Genomic DNA, 17224 nt, shown 5'->3' with positions numbered 1-17224 from the left:
ATCAGTGCATCAGCGCGTTGCGGGTGCTGTCCGGTTGCTGATCCAGGGTCTTGCGGGCCAGATCGATCGCTTTTTCGTGATTCAGTTCGCCGGATGCAATCCGCTCCAGCACCGTGCCCATGATGGCCACTGACTGACGGTATTCCGCGAACTCTGCCTGAAAGGCTGCATCGATAGCCTGGTAGACCGCCTGGATTTTCTGTTCACGATCGCCGGCATTTTCCGCTGTGTCGTTGATGGCCTTCAGGCAGGCACGGGCAATGGCGATGTAACGCTCAGTATTAGGGTTATCTTTACTCATACTGTGGGTTCCGTTCAGGAGATCATTGATGGGAGACGTCGCCGGGGGCGATTAGTTCCTGATTATGGCATTGCTGGGTTCTGGTTTCATTGCTTTGTGCCCGGCAGCTTGGGTGGTTAACTGTTGCCATAAAGGACGCTTGTCACCGGGAAATTGTGTAGGCATTCTGAACAGGTTGCAGCCATGGGGTATGTGCCGGATTAGAGTAAAAGCTCAATTCAAAACAATGACTTACAGAGCAAAAACTCTAAAAAAACTCGATACATGCGGTTCGTAATTAAGTACAATGCTAACGTTTTAAGCTTACCGCCTGGCCGTGAGCCCAGGTGAACATTGACATGGACAGATAAAAACAGAGCAACAAGCAGGGTGACTAATCAATGAATTATTTCCTCACGGGTGGCACCGGGTTTATTGGCCGTTTCCTCGTTGAAAAACTGCTGGCACGCGGTGGCACGATCCACGTGCTGGTGCGCGAGCAATCGCAGGAGAAACTGGACCAGCTTCGCGAGCGTTGGGGTGCTGACGAATCGCAGGTGAAAGCGGTAATCGGTGACTTGACCAGCAAGAATCTCGGCATTGACGCCGCTACCATGAAGTCCCTCAAGGGCAACATTGATCATTTCTTCCACCTTGCTGCCGTGTACGACATGGGTGCTGACGAAGCGTCCCAGCAGGCAGCCAACATTGAGGGAACCCGTGCGGCGGTCGAAGCTGCCGAGGCCATGGGCGCCAAGTGTTTCCACCATGTTTCCTCCATCGCCGCCGCAGGCTTGTTCAAGGGAACCTTCCGCGAGGACATGTTCGAGGAAGCGGAGAAGCTCAACCATCCGTACCTGCTGACCAAGCACGAATCCGAGAAAGTCGTTCGTGAGGAATGCAAGGTGCCGTTCCGTGTCTATCGCCCGGGCATGGTGATCGGTCACTCCAAGACCGGTGAGATGGATAAGGTCGACGGCCCTTACTATTTCTTCAAAATGATTCAGAAGATTCGCCGTGCGATCCCGCAATGGGTGCCAACCATTGGTATCGAAGGTGGCCGCCTGAACATCGTGCCGGTGGATTTCGTGGTGAACGCCATGGATCACATTGCCCACCTGGACGGCGAGGACGGCAACTGCTTCCATCTCGTTGATTCTGACCCCTACAAAGTGGGTGAGATTCTCAACATCTTCTCTGACGCCGGCCACGCACCGAAGATGGCCATGCGCATCGACTCCCGGATGTTCGGCTTCATTCCGCCGTTCATTCGCCAGAGCCTGAAGAACCTGCCGCCCGTCAAGCGCCTGACCGGGGCACTGCTGGACGACATGGGCATTCCGCCTTCCGTCATGTCCTTCATCAATTACCCGACCCGTTTTGACGCCCGCGAAACCGAGCGTGTACTGAAAGGCACTGGCATTGAAGTGCCGCGCCTGCCGGAATACGCCGCGGTGGTTTGGGATTACTGGGAGCGCAACCTCGACCCGGACCTGTTCAAGGATCGTACCCTGCGCGGAACCGTTGAAGGCCGCGTGTGTGTGGTCACCGGTGCAACGTCCGGTATTGGCCTGGCGACCGCTGAGAAACTGGCAGAAGCCGGCGCAATTCTGGTGATCGGCGCGCGTACCAAGGAAAAGCTTGATGAAGTGGTTGCCCATCTCGAAGAGAAGGGCGGCAACGTGCACGCCTATCAGTGCGACTTCGCCGACATGGACGACTGTGACCGCTTCGTGAAGACGGTGCTGGACAACCACGGTCAGGTGGATGTGCTGGTGAACAACGCCGGTCGCTCCATCCGTCGTTCGCTGGACCTGTCGTTCGACCGTTTCCACGATTTCGAGCGTACCATGCAGCTGAACTACTTCGGTTCCGTGCGCCTGATCATGGGCTTCGCGCCGAAGATGCTGGAGCAGCGTCGTGGCCACATCGTTAACATCTCGTCCATCGGTGTACTGACCAACGCACCGCGGTTCTCGTCTTACGTGGCGTCCAAGTCAGCGCTGGATGCATTCAGCCGCTGTGCGGCGGCCGAGTGGTCTGATCGCAACGTCACCTTCACCACCATCAACATGCCGCTGGTGAAGACACCGATGATCGCGCCGACCAAGATTTACGATTCTGTTCCGACTCTGACTCCGGACGAAGCCGCCGACATGGTGGCGGAGGCGATCGTGTATCGTCCGAAGCGTATCGCGACGCGCCTGGGGATCTTTGCCCAGGTGCTGCACGCCCTGGCGCCGAAGATGGGTGAGATCGTGATGAACACCGGTTACCGGATGTTCCCGGATTCCGCTGCGGCGGCCGGCAGCAAGTCTGCTGAGAAGCCGAAGGTGTCCACCGAGCAGGTTGCGTTTGCGGCCATCATGCGAGGCATCTACTGGTAATACCGGTCGGATGACGACAAAAAACCCCGCTTCGGCGGGGTTTTTTTGTTGGCGGGGAGGCGTGATCAGTCTTCCAGTTCGATCAGCGGCGGGGGGAATCCGCCCAGATCTTTCCAGCGATTCACAATGCCACAGAACAGGTCTGCGGTTTTTTCAGCGTCGTAGGCGGCAGAGTGCGCCTCCTTGTTGCTGAACGGAATGCCGGCCAGTTTGCACGCCTGCGCCAGTACCGTGTGGCCATACGCGAGGCCTGCCAGGGTGGCGGTATCAAAAGTGGAGAACGGGTGGAACGGATTGCGCTTAATGTCCGCGCGCATGGCTGCGGCGAACAGAAAGTTGTGGTCGAAGGTGGCGTTGTGGCCCACCAGCACCGCGCGCTTGCAGTCGAACTCTTTCACCGCTTTGCGGATCGGGCGGAAGAGTTCGCTCAGTCCTTCGCGCTCCGGTACGGCCTCCCGTTCCGGGTCCCACGGATCGATACCGGTGAAGTCGAGGGCGGACTGTTCCAGATTCGCGCCTTCGAACGGATCGATATGATGAGTGTGGGTTTCGGTTGGGCGCAGGTAGCCGTCCTCATCCATGGTCAGAAGAACAGCTGCCACTTCCAGCAGGGCATCTCGCTCCGGATTGAACCCGGCGGTTTCTACGTCTACGACGACGGGAAGAAAGCCGCGGAAGCGGCGGGACATGGGATGCGATTCTTGGTTTTCGTCAGTCACTCAAACTCCGGTCGTGGCCGTCTATTGAAAAAGGTCAGGTTGGTGGTTGGTTTACGCCAGCCGCCAGTTAACGGTTTCGCCGGCTTTCAGGGGCACGATGTGGCCGCCGGCCAGGGGCAGTTGTTCCGGCATCGTCCAGGGTTCCCGCACCAGGGTGATGGTGTCGGTGTTTCTGGGCAGGCCGTAGAAGTCTGCTCCGTTGAAGCTTGCGAAGGCTTCCAGTTTGTCCAGGATGCCCAGTTCCTCGAAGATCTCGGCGTACAGGCCGATGGCGCCGAAGGCCGAGTAGCAGCCGGCACAGCCGCAGGCCGCCTCTTTCCGGTCTTTGGCGTGGGGCGCCGAATCGGTGCCGAGGAAGAAACGCTTGTCGCCACTGGCCACGGCATCGCGCAGGGCCTGCTGGTGCTTGTTGCGTTTCAGGATCGGCAGGCAATACAGGTGTGGACGGATGCCTCCCACCAGCATGTGGTTGCGGTTGTACATCAAATGCTGGGGTGTCAGCGTGGCGCCCAGGTTATCGCCCTGGTATTGCTGCACGAAGGCCGCTGAGTCGGCGGTGGTGATGTGTTCGAGCACCACTTTCAGGGTCGGGAAGGCTTCCAGGACAGGGGCAAGCACTCGCTCAAGAAAGATCTTTTCCCGGTCAAAGATATCGATATCGGCGTCGGTCACTTCTCCGTGGACCAACAGCAGCATGCCGCACTCAGCCATGGCTTCGAGCACCGGGTAAATCTTCCGCACGTCTTTGACGCCGGAATCCGAATTGGTGGTTGCACCTGCTGGATACAGCTTGGCGGCAATCACGCCGGCGGCCTTGGCTTCGCGAATGGTGTCCGGCGTCATGCTCTCGGTCAGATACAGGGTCATCAGCGGTTCAAAGGCAGAGTTTCCGGCGGCGGCCATAATCCGCTGCCGGTACGCCGTGGCCTGCTGCGCTGAGGTGACCGGCGGTACCAGGTTCGGCATGATGATCGCGCGCCCGAAGCAGGCAGCTGTGGCCGGTACAACGTCCTTGAGGATATCGCCGTCACGAACGTGCAGGTGCCAGTCGTCCGGGCGGGTGAGGGTAATCTGATCGGTCATGAAACTGTTCGCCAATGTGTCTGGGGGCTGTGCCCTGAAAATTTCGCGGATTATACCAGATGGGGCTGTGTTTGTTTTTGTATCCTGACCTAAAGAGCGTGGTTAGACGGCCGATACCTTCTGTGAACAGAGCAATACCAGAGGCAACCCGTAATCGTTATGACCGTTCCTGCGCAAAAGTCCGCTTTCCGTCACCTTGGAGCCGCCGCTCTGCTGTGGGCTTCAGCCGTAGGCTGCCACGCCGGCAGTTTCGGGGCGGGGATTGAGAACAGCCGCTGGTATCTGGCGGAATCCGTGTTCGAATGCTCTCTGGTCCACGAGGTTCCGGGCTACGGTAAAGCGGTTTTCCGGCACCGGGCCGGGGAGGACCTGTCCTTCTTCCTTGAATCCGCTTTGCCGCTGATGCGTCCCGGCCGCGGCGAACTGGTGGTTGAGGCCCCGGAGTGGCGCCCCGGTGTGCCACCGACGCCGGTGGGCCAGGTGGATGTTTCGGACACGCCCCGGCCGGTCAGTGTCGATCACCGACAGGCGATGGCGATGGTTCAGGGGTTGCTCAATGGCATGCGTCCAACCGTTACCAGAACGTCCCGGTTCGGCGGCCAGCCCGTCCGGGTGCACGTCTCCAACGTGAACTTTGCCGGCCATTTTGAGAGCTACCGAAACTGTGCTGCCAACCTTCTGCCTGTCAATTACGATCAGATTCGCCGGTCCCGGATTGCGTTCAGCAGTGGCAGTGCCCGCTTGTCGGCTACAGATCGTCAATTGCTGGATAACATTGCCATCTACGTGCTGGCGGATTCGACCGTGGAGCAGGTGTTTGTCGATGGCCACAGTGATCGTCTCGGCAGCCGTATCGATAATCGGGCGTTATCGGAAGACCGCGCCAACGTGGTGGCGGATTACCTGAAAGCCCGTGGCATTGCCGGGGACAAGCTCATTGTCCGGGCCCACGGCGACCAGTACCCGGTATCGCGCCGGCCGGCGGATAACCGCCGTACCAACATCCGGTTGCAAAGGGAAGGCGAGCGTCCGGAGTTCCAGCAGGCCAACGGCTATGGCGGTGGCTCTGCTGGCTGATTGCGCGGTCAGTAAACCGAATTGAGAACCTGAACGTGGCTTGTCACGCTTTCGGCCAATGCTTTGAGGTGGTAACCACCTTCCAGCGTGGACACCACGCGGTCGTTGGCGTGGTCGCTGGCAACACTGGTGACTATCTCCGTCAGCCAGCGGTAATCCTCCGACTCCAGATTCAGCTCGCCCATTGGGTCCAGTCGGTGCGCATCGAAACCTGCCGACACCAGAATCAGCTGCGGCCGGAAATCCTGCAGGGCTTTTAGCCAGGCATTCTCTACCAGGTTGCGGTAATCCTTTCCGGACGTTCCCGCCGCTACCGGCACGTTAATGATGTTGGATGGTTGCTGGTACACATGAGAATGTGGGTAAAACGGATGCTGGAAACTTGAGCAGATCAGCACGCGTTCATCGCCGCCGAGAATATCCGCCGTTCCATTTCCCTGATGAACATCAAAATCAATGATGGCCACCCGTTCCAGTTGGTGGAAGGTGAGGGCCCGCATCGCAGCAAGGGCGACGTTGTTGTAGAAACAAAACCCCATGGCGCGGCTGCGTTCGGCGTGGTGTCCCGGTGGGCGGGCGCAGACGAAGGCATTGGTTGCCTGTCCGCTCATCACCATATCCACCGCCTGAATGTTGCCACCAGCCGCCAGCCTCGCCGCCATCAGGGAATCCGGCATAATGGCGGTGTCCGGATCGACAAAAACCCGGCCGCGGGTGGGGGTGATCAGATCCAGTTGGTGCAGATACTTTTCCGGGTGCACTAACAGGAGTTGGTCGCGGGTGATTTCTTCCGGTCGCACCCAGTCCAGCTCCTGTTCCAGACCGGTGTCCGCCAGGAAACTCAGAATGGCCTTGAGCCGGTCCGGGGATTCCGGGTGTTCCGCCCCCATGTTGTGCTTCAAATAGTCGTCATGGGAAAAAAATGCCGTGGTCATACCTGATTAACACTCTGCGATTGCTCTTGTTTTTGCCCATGGTATCAGGGTTGCGCGCGGACTGCTGTGTCCTTTGGTCGCACCCGAATAGTCATCAGCCGTTAATGTTTTCCCGGACGGTAAGGGGCTACACTCATAAGTGTCCTGATTTATTCGACTTTATTAGCCGACTTCCTACCGCACGGAGACCGTCAGCTTGAGCACCCGTTACCTGGAAAATCTGTTCAATCCCGATTCCATCGTGGTCATCGGTGCCTCCGAGCGAGCGGATAGCCTCGGTGGCATGGTGTTGCGGAATCTGATGGGTGGTGAATACGCAGGCCGTTTGCTGGTGGTGAACCGGAACGACTACGACAACGTTCACGGGGTGCCCTGTGTCAGGAAAGTGTCCCGGATGGATTTCTCTCCCGATCTCGCCATTGTCTGCACCCCGCCGGATACCGTGGCCAGAACCATCCGGCGTCTCGGCGAGGCCGGAGTCCGTACTGCCATTGTGATGACCGGAGGCATGTCCCGAACGCACAGCAAAACCGGCCAGCCTCTAATGTATGCCGTTCGCGAGGCGGCTCGCGAAACGGGTGTTCGTGTGCTGGGCCCGAACACCATCGGCCTGATGGTGCCAAAGAGGAATCTCAACGCCACGTATGCCCATATGGGGGTGATTCCCGGGCGGGTGGCATTCATTGGCCAGTCCGGGACCATCGCCAGTTCTGTGATCGACTGGGCCTTTGCCCGGGGCGTGGGATTTTCCTATTTCCTGACGCTGGGGGATGGCATGGATATCGATCACGACGACCTGATCGACTATCTGGCACAGGATGCCCAGACCCGCGCCATCCTGCTGCACATTGAAAACGTGCCCAATCCGAGCCGATTCATGTCCGCAGTGCGGGCCGCATCGCGCACTAAGCCGGTCATTGCAGTGAAATCGGGGCGGGTACCGGAATCGGAGTGGGTACCGCACGTGCTGCCCGCCGGTGTCACCCGCAGTGATCCGATTTACGATGCAATGCTGCAGCGGGCCGGTGTGTTGCGGGTGGATGGCCTGGGGCAGATGTTCGACGCTCTGGAAACCCTCACCCGAATGCGCCCATTGCGCCGGGAGGGGCTGGTGATTATGGCCAACGGGGTTGGCCCCGGCGTGCTGGCCGTGGACCGGCTGGATCATCTGGAAGGGGAATTGGCCAGGCTATCCGACCAAACCGTCAAGGCGCTGGCCGGGCTGTTGCCAAGCTACTGGACCCGCAGAAATCCCATCGACCTGAACTACGATGCGTCCCCGGAGTTGTATTCCAGGGTTATACAGATCCTTGCCAGGGACCCGGAAGTGGCGAACGTTCTGGTGATGTATTCGCCGAGTCTGACCGAGGACAATCTGCAGATTGCCGATGCCGTTATCCATGCTGCCAAGGGCACGAGGCTGAACGTGTTCACCTGCTGGCTTGGCCAAAGTACGGTGATGGATTCCCGCGAAGAGTTCTATCGGGCTGGCCTGCCATCGTTTTTCAGTCCGGAAAAGGCGGTGACCGCCTTCATGCAGCATATCCGGCACCAGAGGGTTCAGCGCCTGCTGACCGAGACACCGGAATCGTTTACCGATCACTTTATTGATCGCAGCGTGACCCGAAGGGTCGTCAGGCATGCATTGAGTGCGGGTCGATACCACCTGTCCAATCGGGAAGCCCGGGACCTGATCGCGGACTATGGCATCAGCACGATCGAAACCATGTACTGCGACGACATGGACGAAGTGCTGGAGCTTTTTGCCGTGGAACGCCGGCCGGTGGATGTGACCATTATCCACGAGCAGGTATGTCACCCGTTCCTGAACCTGAGCCCGACCCAGCGTCGTTATAAAGGCACCATCCAGAAGTTGAACAGCGAGCAGGCCATCATCGAGGCCTGCCGCTTCCTGATGGAGGACTATCAGTTCCATTTCCCGAAAAGCGGCTTCCTCGGGTTTGCGGTTCAGCGTTCCTACCAGCATGTGGGTGGTATCGAATTCAGCGTCGGCATTACCCGGGACCCGGTGTTCGGGCCGCTGGTGGTGTGTGGCGCCGCCGGCGCCCAGATCAATATCATGACCGACCGGCAGATCGCCCTGCCGCCGCTCAACATGGTGCTGGCGCGTGAGCTGCTCCGCCGCACCTACATGTACAAATTGCTCAAAGAACACAGCCTGAAGCCGGATGAGGACATCCGCGCGGTGACTGAAACCCTGGTCACCCTGTCCCAGATTGTTATCGATATACCGGAGATCAAGGGGCTGGAAATCTCACCCTTGTTGTTCAACGAGCAGGGCGCGGTGGCGGTGAATATCGCGGTTAACCTCTCCGATCACGCCGGCAAGCCGATCATTCAGCCCTATCCCCGTGAGCTGGAAGAGTGGATCGTGCTGCCCAAGTCCGGGCGGCGGGTGATTATCCGTCCAGTTCTGGCGGAGGATGAGCCCGCGCATCGGGTCTTCCACGAGCGTCAGTCACCGGAGTCCATCCGCTACCGGTTTTTCCAGTACCGCAAGCACTTCTCCCGCGAGGACGTGGCCCAGATGGTTCAGATCGACTACGACCGGGAAATGGTTTTCATCGCCAATGCCCCCCGCGAGGATGGAGAAGGGGAAGAGACCCTGGGTACCGTAAGAACCTGGACCGATGCCGACAACCTGCAGTGTGAATTTGCCGTCATGGTGCACGACAAAATGAAAGGCGAAGGCCTGGGTGTGACCCTGATGCACAAGATGATCGATTACTGCCGCGCCCGCGGCACCGTGGAAATGGTGGGTAACGTGCTGCCGGATAACCGGCCCATGCTGAGCCTGGCCGAGCACCTGGGGTTCGAGGTCAAGTACAACCTCGAGGAGGAAGTGATGGACCTCAGGCTGGTGCTGAACGAGCCGCAAAAGGAGTGGCAGAGGGAGCGACTGGGCAAGGACACCTAACGACGGTGCCCTTGCCGCGGGCATCATTCCTCGATGATGGCGGAGCGGTCTTCACCGCCCATGGCTTCCAGAAGGCCGGGAATCAGTTTGGCCAATTCCAGGGTCATGATGGTGAAGGCGGTATCGAACTTGGCGACGGCGTCGTCGACATCCACGTCATCCAGCTGTTCCTGGATGGTTTCGCCGAATTTCAGCCGGCGAATGCCAAATTCCTCATCCAGCACGAACGACACGTTCTCGTCCCAGGTCAGTGCCAGCCGGGTGACCTGCATGCCAGCGTCCAGGTGGTTGCGGATCTCGTCTGCTTTCAGGTCCAGGCCCTTGCAGCGCACCACGCCACCGTCTTCGGACGGATCTTTCAGTTCGCATTCATTACCCAGCGTGATGGTTGCCGGCAGATCGATGCTTTCGTTCAGCCAGCCGGTAAAGGTAAACGCCGGAGCCTGTTCCAGAGCGGGCGGGCGAACGGGTAGTGAGCCCAGGCTTTTACGCAGTGTCGAGGCCAGGTCTTCGGCCTGCTTTGACGAGCCGGCATCGACCACCAGCACGCCATCCTGTGGCGCCAGATAAGCAAAGCAACGGCGATTCTTGGAAAAGGCCTGCGGCAGCATTTCCAGCATGACCTGTTCCTTGATTTCGTCTTTCTCTTTGCGACGGACTTTCCGGCTTTGCTCCAGTTCGATGGCTTCAGCCCGTTCCTCAACGGCTTCCTTAACCACGGGGCCAGGCAGGATTTTTTCTTCTTTGCGCAAGGCAATCAGGTGGTATCCACCGGCGCTGTGAACCAGCTGCTCACCGTGCTTGCCCAGCGGCGGCACCCAGCCCTGGCGGCTGGTTTCCTGCGGACCACAGGGCTTGAAGGCGTCGGCCTGAAGTTTTTCCTCCAATGCCTCCGCAGAGATATCGAAGGGCTTGGTAAAACGAAATACACGGACGTTACGAAACCACATCAGGCGGGATCCTTGATTATTCGATTGGCAACAACAGGAAAAGGGGAGGATGATACGGCCACCGGACGGCGACCGTAAAGTGGCCTCAGAATCGTCACAAATTCATGATTTCGACCAGCACGGTTTTCACGATAAAGCCGACCACGCCGGCGCCCAGTACAATAAACAATGCGATGGTTCCAAACCGGCCAGCCTGAGATTTTTTGGCCAGATCCCACACTATGAAGCCCATCCAGGTAATCAACCCGGTAAGGAGCACCAGCATGGCAATCTTCGAGAATACTGCTTCATTCATAGCGTAATGTCTCTGTGTTTCGGCAGCGGAGTGGCTACTGCTGCTCGTCCCGCAGGAAGACCCAGTTATCCTGGTCGGACTGTTCTTCGCTGAAATAGTAGCCGTCGAGATCGAATCCCTTGAGGTCATCTGCCTGAGTAATGCGATTCTGTATGGCGAACCGGCACATCAGGCCCCGAGCTTTCTTGGCGTAAAAGCTGATCATCTTGTACTGGCCGTTCTTCCAGTCTTTGAATTGGGGTGTGATGAGTCGGCCATTGAGCTTTTTCTTCTGGACGCTCTTGAAGTATTCGTTGGAGGCGAGATTGACCAGCACACCGTCATCTTCCGCCAGCAGCCGGTTAATTTCTTCGGTGAGCTTGCTGCCCCAGAACGCGTAAAGGTCTTTGCCCCGGGTGTTTTCAAACTTGGTGCCCATTTCCAGGCGGTAGGGCTGCATCAGGTCCAGGGGTTTTAACAAACCATACAGACCTGACAGCATCCTCAGATGATCCTGGGCGAAGTCAAAGTCCCCGTCGCTGAAAGAGGCGGCGTCCAGGCCGGTATAAACGTCGCCCTTGAAGGCCAGGACCGCCTGGCGGGCGTTCTCGGGCGTGAACGGCGTTTGCCAGCTCTGGAAGCGGTCAGCGTTGAGCTGGCCCAGCTTTTCACTGATGCTCATCAGGTTACTGATCTGGTGTGGTTCCAGCTCTTTCAGCTGGTCAATCAGTTCGCAGGCATCGTCCAGAAAGTCCGGCTGGGTGTGACGTTCAGTCGCCAGCGGGCTGTCGTAGTCGAGTGTCTTGGCGGGGGATACAACCATCAACATGGCAGGGCTATCCTCATTCAAGAAACGTGAGTAAATCGTCTTTTGTGAACGGCCAGTCCAGTTCCGCGCCGGTGTCGTTTCGTCGTAACACCGGGATACGGGTGCCGTACTTGTCCACCAGCGCCTCCGACTGAGCGATGTCCACTACATCAACCGGAACCGGTTTGGGCATCGGGGTGTGAACGAGCAGGTTTTCGGCCACGTCACACAGATGGCAGTTGGATGTGGTGTAAAACAGCAGTTCCATTATTTTGGCTGCGCATCCAGTTGCTGTCCGTTCACGCCCTTGCTGTCCTTACCCATCAGGTACAGGTAAATCGGCATCAGCTCTTCCGGTGCCGGATTCTGTTGCGGATTTTCGGCCGGGTAGGCGTGAGCGCGCATGTTTGTGCGGGTGGCGCCGGGGTTCAGGCTGTTAACCCGGACATTGTGGCGTTCATCGTCCAGTTCGTCGGCCAGTACCTGGGTCAGACCTTCGATCGCGAACTTGGATATCGCGTACGCACCCCAGTAGGCGCGCCCTTTACGGCCGACACCGGAGGAAGTGAAAATCACCGAGGCATCGGTCGACTGGCGCAAAAGCGGGATCATGGCACGGCTCAACAGGAACGGGGCGGTCGCGTTGACATGCATGACCTGATTCCAGGTTTCCGGATCGTACAGGTCGATCGGGCTTCGATCGCCCAGGATGGCAGCGTTGTGCAGAATGCCGTCCAGCCGGCCGAAGTTTTCTTCGATGGTCATGGCCAGCTCTTCGTATTCCTTCACCGCAGCACCGTCGAAATTCATCGGCACGATGGCTGGCTGGGGATGTCCGGCGGCTTCGATTTCGTCGTAAACGGCTTCCAGTTTGGACACCGTGCGACCCATCAGGATCACCGTCGCCCCGTGTGCCGCATACGCCAGAGCGGCCGCCCGGCCAATGCCGCTGCCTGCACCGGTCACCATCACGATGCGGTCTTGCAGTAGGTCGGCGGGTGCTTGGTAATCTTGCATAACCTGTCTCCGTGTCGGGCGGCTGCCAATGGGCAACCCCAAGTCTTTTCTGATGATTATTGTAACAGTTTTGCCAGGTCGCTGACTGTGTCGGCAATGTCGTCAGCGCCCCACGTATCGACGCTTTCGGGTTCCTCAATGTAACCATAGCGCACGGCGATCGTTCGCATGCCCGCGTTGCGGCCGGACTCGATATCGCGCAAGTGGTCGCCCACGTAGATCGCGCGTTGCGGATCAGCGCCGATCTCTTTGCACGCGAGGAACATCGGCTCGGGATGCGGTTTGCGCTGGCTGACGTGATCCGGGCAGATCACGGTGGCGCACCGGGGCGCCAGACCAAGCGCCTCCACCAGCGGTGCCGCGAAGCGCACCGGTTTGTTGGTGACGATACCCCAGGGAATGGCACGCGCCTCCAGTGAGCGCAATAGGTCATCCATGCCGCCGAACAGAGTGGTCTCTTCCGCCACGCCCTGCTCGTACAGGTCAAGGAATGCCGTGTGCTTGTCCAGATAATCCGGATGTTCCGGTTCCAGCCCGAAACCTACCCGGATCATGGCACGTGCTCCGTTCGACACTGAACGGCGGATGTGGTCCGCCGGCAGGGGCTCCAGGCCGTGTTCCTGTCGCAGCAGATTCAGGCAGCGGATGAAATCCGGGGCGGTATCAATCAGTGTGCCGTCCAGATCGAACAGGACGGCGGACGGCGCTGGTTCAGCTTTCACGGGAATCCTTGGCGTGCATCAGATAGTTCACATCCACATCCCGGCCGAGTTTGTAGATTTTGGTCAGCGGGTTATACGTCATTCCAGTCAGTTCCAGTACTTCAAGGCCAGCGTGACGCAGGTAATCCGACATTTCCGATGGTCGGATGAACTTCTTCCACTCATGGGTGCCTTTGGGCAACAGGTTGAGCACGTATTCGGCCCCAACAATCGCGAACAGGAATGACTTCGGGTTGCGGTTGATGGTGGATACGAACAAATGGCCGCCGGGCTTGAGCATGGCTGAGCAGGCTTTGATCACCGACGCCGGATCGGGCACGTGTTCCAGCATCTCAAGGCAGGTAACGACATCGTACTGGCCGGCGTGTTCCGGGTCCTGCGCCAGTTCTTCCACGGTGGTCTGTCGATAATCGACGTCGACACCGGTTTCCAGGCCATGCAGCTTGGCCACGGACAGCGGCGCTTCTCCCATATCGAGGCCCGTTACGTGGGCGCCGCGCTGGGCCATGCCCTCCGACAGCAAGCCACCACCGCAGCCGACGTCAAGCGCGCGCTTACCGGCCAGGGACACGCGCTCGTCGATATAGTTCAGCCGGAGCGGGTTGATGTCGTGCAGTGGCCGGAATTCACTGGTGGGATCCCACCAACGGCTGGCCAGGGCCTCAAACTTGGCGATTTCATTCCTGTCGACATTCTGGTTGTTCATGGTTTTCGCTGCCTGCTGATGGTGTCTTGAGTTGCTTACTGATTCCGCGGGTGGCGAATCCGTTCCCGCCAGCCGTCTACCCGGAGCATGAGGTCGGGCACGTCAATTCGCGTTAAACGCCCATCCTGTAACTGAGGTACGCCATGAATCCAGCTATGGCTTACTGCCCGGCCGTGATTGCTGTAGACAAGATGGGAGGCCGGATCATACACCGGTTGTATAAAGGGATCGCTCAGGTCGACGGCGATAATATCGGCCAGCTTGCCCTCTGCAAGGGAGCCCAGTTCGTGGTCCCGGCCGATGGCTTTTGCGCCGTTGAGCGTGGCCATGGTCAGGGCATCGTGAGCGGATAGGGCGGCGGCATCGTTGGCCACAACCTTGGCCAGCATGGCGGCGGTTTGCAGTTCGCCGAACAGGTCCAGGTTGTTATTGCTGGCGGCACCGTCGGTTCCGATGGCCACGTTGATACCGGCATCGGCAAGCTTCTGTACCGGGCACAGGCCGCTGGCGAGCTTCAGGTTGGATTCGGGGCAGTGAACGATGTGGGCGCCCGAAGCGGCAATAGCCTCGATATCGGCCTCATTCATCTGGGTCATGTGCACGCACTGGGTGTTGGGCCCGAGCAGACCGAGAGACTGCATGCGAGCGACCGGCCGTTGTCCAAGCTTTTCGGTGGCTTCCGCAACCTCAAACGCGGTCTCGTGCAGGTGGATCTGGACCGGGGCTCCGGTCTCTGTGCTCAGGTGAATGGCGCGTTCCAAGGGTCCATCGGAAACCGTATAGGGCGCGTGTGGCCCGATGGCAGGCGAAATGAACTCGTTGCCTTGCCACGCGCTGATCAGCTCTTGGCCCTTGTTCAGGTACTCATCGGGTCCGCTGCCCCAGGCCGTCGGGAAATCCAGCAATGGAAATGCGATTTGGGCACGCATTCCTACGTCGTGGGCTGCCTGGGCGGCGACTTCCGGAAAGAAGTACATGTCCGAGAAGGTGGTGGTTCCAGTGCGCAGCATTTCGGCCATGGCCAACTGCGTGCCATCGGCAATGAACTGCTCACTGACAAAGTTACCTTCCGCCGGCCAGATGTGTTCGTTGAGCCAGGTCATCAGCGGAAGGTCGTCTGCCATGCCCCTGAACAGCGACATCGCCGCGTGCCCGTGCAGGTTGATCAAGCCGGGCATCACCACATGCTGCGGCAGATCGACGGTTTCACGGGTGCGGTATTTGGCGTCGGCCTCAGCCTGGGATACCACTGCGGTGATCCGGCTGCCAGTAATAATCACGGTCTGCCTGTCCAGCACGATGCCTTTAGGTTCGATGGGAATCAGCCATCGCGCATTGATGCGAATATCTGCTGCGATGATGGTGTCTGCGGTCATATACCAGCCTTAATAGCGGGGCGGCCAAGATGCCTGTCGCGAAAATGTAGCTGGCTAGTATAAACGTTATACTGGCCGTTTTCAGCGTTTCACAGATGGAGTGCGCGAATGGAGAAAACCCGTCAGTCCAGCCCCTTACGGACCATTGGAACCGTGGCCATGCGCTGGCACGGCGATAGCCTGGAGCTGCTTGACCAGCGTCTGCTGCCGGTCGAGGAGCACTGGATCACCGCGGAAGGCGCTGGCGGAGTGGCCCAGTGCATTCGGGATATGGTGGTGCGGGGTGCTCCAGCGATCGGTATCAGTGCCGCCTATGGGGTTGCGTTGGCCGCACGCCATGCCGCTGAAGAACAGTGGCGGGCGGAGATTCAGCAGGCGCTTGAGGAGCTCGGGGCGTCCCGGCCAACCGCAGTTAACCTGTTCTGGGCGTTGCAGCGGATGAAAAGGGTGTTCGAAGAATGCTCGACCTTGAAGGGCGCAGTCGCCCGGCTGGCCGAGGAAGCGGTGGCCATTCACGAAGAGGATCTGGCGGCCAATCTGGCCATGGCGGACCACGCCCTGGAGGCAATGGATGCCAGCTCGCCGTTATCGGTGCTGACTCATTGCAACACCGGCGCACTCGCAACCGGTGGTTATGGTACGGCCCTGGGGGTAATCCGGCGGCTGCATGAGGCGCAGTTGCTGGAGGCTGTTTACGCCGATGAAACCCGGCCCTGGCTCCAGGGAAGCCGGCTGACAGCGTGGGAGTTGGCGCGGGACAGCATTCCGGTCACGTTGAACGCAGACGGCGCCGCTGCGGCCATTCTGGCGCAGGGGCAGGTTCGCTGGGTGATTGTCGGAGCCGACCGGATAACCGCCAACGGCGATGTGGCCAACAAAATAGGCACCTACAGCCTGGCGGTGCTTGCCAGGTACCACGGGGTCGGATTCATGGTGGTGGCGCCATCGAGTACAGTGGATATGTCTCTGGCGTCCGGCGCCGACATTCCCATCGAAGAGCGGGAGGCTTCAGAGGTTCGGGCGATCCGGGGTATTCCGCTGGCTCCGGAGGGGGTGAACGTTTACAACCCGGTTTTCGATGTGACGCCGGCTGACCTGATCGACCTGATCGTTACCGAGAAGGGCGTGGTCCGAAAGCCGAGTCGTGAAACCATGGCGGCGCTGTTCTCGTGAGACGGGATGGGCCAGGCCCCTGGCTCAGTCTTTCGCGGATTCGTCTTCTGTCTTGGCGTTTTCTTCGTAGGTGGCCTTCAACTCGGCCACCTGACGTTCCTGCTCCTCGACGAAGTGCAGCGACATTTCAAAGCTTTGACGGGTAAATTCCAGGACTTTCCTGAACCCCTCGTCTGAAAGGTTCCTGGCGTCGTCGTGCCGGCGGAAAATATTGATGAATTCCCGTTCCCGCTCGAACTGCAGGGGCAGGCGGCCCACGCCCCAGTCATTGAGAATCTGCCAGACTTCCGGGTTGTAATTGCGCGTGGTGCGGAGGATGAAGGGAATCGGATCGTTGCGGGCTATCAGGGCAGCCAGCCGCAGAATCAGTTCAAAGGACAGTGTCGCGGTGCCGTCTTCCACGGCCTCGAGCACCGATTTATCTTTCAGGTTCAGCGCTTCGCTCATCTCGGACAAGGTCAGCCCGGCGACCTCGCGAATGTCCTTGAGCGATTGCCCTGCCGTGAGCATTGCCCGCAGCTGATCCTGAGAGTTGATCAGTGCTCTGCCCACGCGCATCGACGTGTCGGTGGCGCGCACTCCGAGACGCAGCGCCGAACCCGTCAAACCGATCAGACGATCGACCAGGCTTTCGGTGCCCTTATCCTCTGCCACCTTCGGCTGTTGGAGTTCCTCGATCTCCTCCATGGAGCGCATCGCGTGCAGCGCGTCCAGTAGAGTGTCTCGCAACACACGCCCCGTTTTTGGGGGTATCTCGTCCTTAGATCGTTGCGGCATGC

Annotated in this window: 17 protein-coding genes; 4 read left to right on the top strand and 13 right to left on the bottom strand. The window is 59.0% G+C overall.

Going from position 1 to position 17224, the window contains the following annotated elements:
- Position 1: 1 nt before the first annotated feature.
- Positions 2–301, bottom strand: a complete 300-nt coding sequence (locus LPB19_RS14110) for a hypothetical protein (RefSeq protein WP_206643524.1) — start codon at positions 299–301, stop codon at positions 2–4.
- 380 nt (positions 302–681) lie between these two features.
- Between LPB19_RS14110 and LPB19_RS14105 the strand changes: the two genes are divergently transcribed.
- Positions 682–2667: an SDR family oxidoreductase gene (locus LPB19_RS14105; protein WP_206643523.1), complete on the top strand. Its 1986-nt coding sequence runs from the start codon at positions 682–684 to the stop codon at positions 2665–2667.
- Between the two features lie 65 nt (positions 2668–2732).
- Here the strand turns inward: LPB19_RS14105 and rnt are convergent, their stop codons facing one another.
- Positions 2733–3386 (bottom strand): ribonuclease T, encoded by a 654-nt coding sequence (gene rnt / locus LPB19_RS14100; protein WP_206643522.1) that lies wholly within the window; start codon positions 3384–3386, stop codon positions 2733–2735.
- A 51-nt stretch (positions 3387–3437) separates the two neighbouring features.
- The gene (gene pyrC / locus LPB19_RS14095) at positions 3438–4469 is read right to left on the bottom strand and encodes a dihydroorotase (RefSeq protein ID WP_206643521.1); all 1032 of its coding nucleotides are present in this window, start codon (positions 4467–4469) and stop codon (positions 3438–3440) included.
- 159 nt (positions 4470–4628) lie between these two features.
- Here pyrC and LPB19_RS14090 point away from each other — a divergent pair, with 159 nt between their 5' ends.
- The gene (locus LPB19_RS14090) at positions 4629–5546 is read left to right on the top strand and encodes a flagellar protein MotY (RefSeq protein WP_206643520.1); all 918 of its coding nucleotides are present in this window, start codon (positions 4629–4631) and stop codon (positions 5544–5546) included.
- An 8-nt stretch (positions 5547–5554) separates the two neighbouring features.
- Here the strand turns inward: LPB19_RS14090 and LPB19_RS14085 are convergent, their stop codons facing one another.
- Positions 5555–6481, bottom strand: coding sequence for a histone deacetylase family protein (locus LPB19_RS14085; protein WP_206643519.1), 927 nt, complete (start codon positions 6479–6481; stop codon positions 5555–5557).
- Between the two features lie 196 nt (positions 6482–6677).
- Between LPB19_RS14085 and LPB19_RS14080 the strand changes: the two genes are divergently transcribed.
- A complete protein-coding gene (locus LPB19_RS14080; protein ID WP_206643518.1) occupies positions 6678–9419 on the top strand; it encodes a bifunctional acetate--CoA ligase family protein/GNAT family N-acetyltransferase in 2742 nt (913 codons plus the stop codon).
- 23 nt (positions 9420–9442) lie between these two features.
- Here LPB19_RS14080 and rdgC read toward each other — a convergent pair whose 3' ends face one another.
- The 8 genes from rdgC to LPB19_RS14040 all read right to left on the bottom strand — a co-directional run bounded on the left by rdgC (position 9443) and on the right by LPB19_RS14040 (position 15272).
- Positions 9443–10369, bottom strand: coding sequence for a recombination-associated protein RdgC (gene rdgC / locus LPB19_RS14075; RefSeq protein WP_206643517.1), 927 nt, complete (start codon positions 10367–10369; stop codon positions 9443–9445).
- Between the two features lie 94 nt (positions 10370–10463).
- The gene (locus tag LPB19_RS14070; RefSeq protein ID WP_206643516.1) at positions 10464–10664 is read right to left on the bottom strand and encodes a DUF2788 domain-containing protein; all 201 of its coding nucleotides are present in this window, start codon (positions 10662–10664) and stop codon (positions 10464–10466) included.
- A 34-nt stretch (positions 10665–10698) separates the two neighbouring features.
- A complete protein-coding gene (yaaA, locus tag LPB19_RS14065; RefSeq protein ID WP_206643515.1) occupies positions 10699–11472 on the bottom strand; it encodes a peroxide stress protein YaaA in 774 nt (257 codons plus the stop codon).
- A 13-nt stretch (positions 11473–11485) separates the two neighbouring features.
- A complete protein-coding gene (locus LPB19_RS14060) occupies positions 11486–11719 on the bottom strand; it encodes a glutaredoxin family protein (RefSeq protein WP_206643514.1) in 234 nt (77 codons plus the stop codon).
- On the bottom strand, positions 11719–12468 hold the full coding sequence (locus tag LPB19_RS14055) for a YciK family oxidoreductase (protein WP_206643513.1): 750 nt from the start codon (positions 12466–12468) through the stop codon (positions 11719–11721). The genes LPB19_RS14060 and LPB19_RS14055 overlap by 1 nt, the downstream gene beginning before the upstream one ends.
- Positions 12469–12524: 56 nt before the next feature.
- Positions 12525–13190: an HAD family hydrolase gene (locus tag LPB19_RS14050; protein WP_206643512.1), complete on the bottom strand. Its 666-nt coding sequence runs from the start codon at positions 13188–13190 to the stop codon at positions 12525–12527.
- Positions 13180–13896: a bifunctional 2-polyprenyl-6-hydroxyphenol methylase/3-demethylubiquinol 3-O-methyltransferase UbiG gene (gene ubiG, locus LPB19_RS14045; protein WP_206643511.1), complete on the bottom strand. Its 717-nt coding sequence runs from the start codon at positions 13894–13896 to the stop codon at positions 13180–13182. The genes LPB19_RS14050 and ubiG overlap by 11 nt, the downstream gene beginning before the upstream one ends.
- Positions 13897–13931: 35 nt before the next feature.
- Positions 13932–15272, bottom strand: coding sequence for a TRZ/ATZ family hydrolase (locus LPB19_RS14040; protein WP_206643510.1), 1341 nt, complete (start codon positions 15270–15272; stop codon positions 13932–13934).
- Positions 15273–15380: 108 nt separating this feature from the next.
- On the opposite strand from LPB19_RS14040, the gene mtnA reads away from it, so the two are divergent.
- The gene (gene mtnA, locus LPB19_RS14035) at positions 15381–16445 is read left to right on the top strand and encodes an S-methyl-5-thioribose-1-phosphate isomerase (protein WP_407943932.1); all 1065 of its coding nucleotides are present in this window, start codon (positions 15381–15383) and stop codon (positions 16443–16445) included.
- A 24-nt stretch (positions 16446–16469) separates the two neighbouring features.
- Here the strand turns inward: mtnA and LPB19_RS14030 are convergent, their stop codons facing one another.
- A complete protein-coding gene (locus tag LPB19_RS14030; protein WP_206643509.1) occupies positions 16470–17222 on the bottom strand; it encodes a helix-turn-helix domain-containing protein in 753 nt (250 codons plus the stop codon).
- Positions 17223–17224 lie beyond the last annotated feature (2 nt).

It is taken from the genome of Marinobacter salinisoli (assembly GCF_017301335.1).
GTDB lineage: Bacteria > Pseudomonadota > Gammaproteobacteria > Pseudomonadales > Oleiphilaceae > Marinobacter > Marinobacter salinisoli.
This window is presented reverse-complemented; position numbering and strand designations above follow the sequence as displayed.